We start from the raw sequence: 1,851 nt of genomic DNA on the forward strand, positions 1-1,851 counted from the left end.
GCCGCGCGCTGGCCGCCGGCGCCGACGGCAACGCGGCCATCGCCCTCGTCGGCGCCCTGGAGCGGTTCGGCCCGGCCGCCCGGCAGGCCCGGCCCGAACTCACCGACTGCCTGCGGACGGGCCGCGCCGCGATCGTCGCCGCGCGTCTGCTCGGGCTCCTCGGCGAGCGGACCGAGGAGATCACCGGTCTGCTGCAGGAGGCCGCGCTGAGCACCGACTCCGCGCTGAGCGGCGCGGCGGCCGCCGCCCACCACCGGCTCACCGGCGAGGCAGGCCCGGCGCTGCGCACCTTCGAGCGGCTGCTCTCGGGCGGCGGTCAGACCTCCTGGTACCTGGCCCACCTGCAGTCACTGGGCGCCGCCGCCGCTCCGCTGCTGCCGGTCGTCGAACGGCTGCTGGACGGCGGCGACTGGACGCGGCTCGCGGCCGCCGAGGCCCACCACCGGATCACCGGCTCCCCGGACCGCGCCGTCCCCGTCCTCGCCGGCCTGGTCGGCCCCAGTCCCGTCGGCCTGGCGGCCCTGCGCGCCCTCGCCGCCATCGGCCGCGCCCCGGAGGAGCTGCGCCCGGCCCTCCGCGGTCTCGCCTTCTCCCCGCTCCGCCTGCTCTCCGACTCCGGACTCTCCGCCACGGGCCACCCCGACGAGGAACTCCGCGCCCTGGCCCGGACACTGCTCGCCGCCGGGTTCGCCACCGAACCGGCCGTCACCCGGTGAACGACACGGCAGGGGCGGCCGTCGCGCACGGAGCGGTCGAGCGGCTCGCCCGGCTGCTCCCCGGGCCCCACCGCAGCCGCGCCAAGGACTGGACGGCGGTCGGGGCCGCGCTGGGGTCCGGACTCCCCGGTGACTACCGGGAGTTCGTCGAACGCATCGGCGGCGGCCACGTCGACGGCTACCTGTACGTCCTGGAGCCGGACTCCCCCAACCCGTACCACGACCTCGTCGACGCGGCCGAGGAACGTGCGGAGGCCTTCGACCATCTCTGGGGGAGCTCGGAGGAGCCGCCCGCCGAACTCCGCGAGCCGGGCGCCCGGTTGATCCCCTGGGCGTCGACGGACAACGGCGAGTTCCTGTACTGGCTCGTCCGCCCCGGCCGGCACCCCGACGCATGGACGGTCATGGTGAACGCGGCCCGCGAAGCCCGGTGGGAGCACTACGACCTGCCGTTCGCCGGCTTCCTCGTCGCCGCCCTCACCGGCCGGATCCGTTCCGACGTCCTCACGGACGCCTTCCCCACCGCGCCGCACAGCTTCGCCCCGTTCGCTCCGACCCGCTGAGGGGCGGGGCCCGATCGGCGGCCGGCCACTGACGCACGGGCCGCCGATCGGACGCGCCACCGGTCAGGAGGCCGGCATCAGGACGGTGTCGACGATGTAGACCGTGGCGTTGGCCGTCTGGACGTTGCCGCAGACGACCTTGGCATTGCCGTTGACGGTGAAGTCCTCGCCGGAGCCGGTGACCGTGACGGCGCCGCCCTCCAGGGTCTTGTGCTCGCCGGGCAGGGCGGCGGGGGCGAGGCGCTCGGGCACCACGTGGTAGGTGAGGATCTTGGTGAGCTTGGCCTTGTCGGCGAGGACGGCGTCCAGCGTCGCCTTCGGGATCTTCGCGAACGCGTCGTTGGTGGGCGCGAACACGGTGACGTTCTGCGCCGAGTTGAGCGTGTCGACCAGCCCGGCCTTGGTCACGGCCGCCACCAGGGTGGACAGTGCCGGATTGTTGGACGCGGCGGTGGCGACCGGGTCCTGGGCCATCCCGGCGAACGATCCGGCCCCCTGGGACGGCACGGCGGCACACCCGGCGCCGAACGGCTGCCCGGCCGCCGGCGCGGCCTCCGCGGCCGGGGCCTGGC

At 75.8% G+C, this 1,851-nt stretch carries 2 protein-coding genes and 1 pseudogene; 2 read left to right on the forward strand and 1 reads right to left on the reverse strand.

Annotated elements, in window-relative coordinates:
* Positions 1–716 (forward strand): annotated as a pseudogene (locus ABZ641_RS35685) (hypothetical protein); the annotation flags it as partial.
* A complete protein-coding gene (locus ABZ641_RS35690; protein WP_344624892.1) occupies positions 713–1,279 on the forward strand; it encodes an SMI1/KNR4 family protein in 567 nt (188 codons plus the stop codon). The pseudogene ABZ641_RS35685 and the gene ABZ641_RS35690, both read left to right, overlap by 4 nt.
* A 63-nt stretch (positions 1,280–1,342) precedes the next feature.
* Here ABZ641_RS35690 and ABZ641_RS35695 read toward each other — a convergent pair.
* The coding region (locus ABZ641_RS35695) for a fasciclin domain-containing protein (RefSeq protein WP_359988587.1) at positions 1,343–1,851 on the reverse strand (509 nt) is incomplete at its 5' end.

It is taken from the genome of Kitasatospora sp. NPDC007106, from assembly GCF_040634455.1.
In the GTDB taxonomy this organism is placed as follows: Bacteria; Actinomycetota; Actinomycetes; order Streptomycetales; family Streptomycetaceae; genus Kitasatospora; species Kitasatospora arboriphila.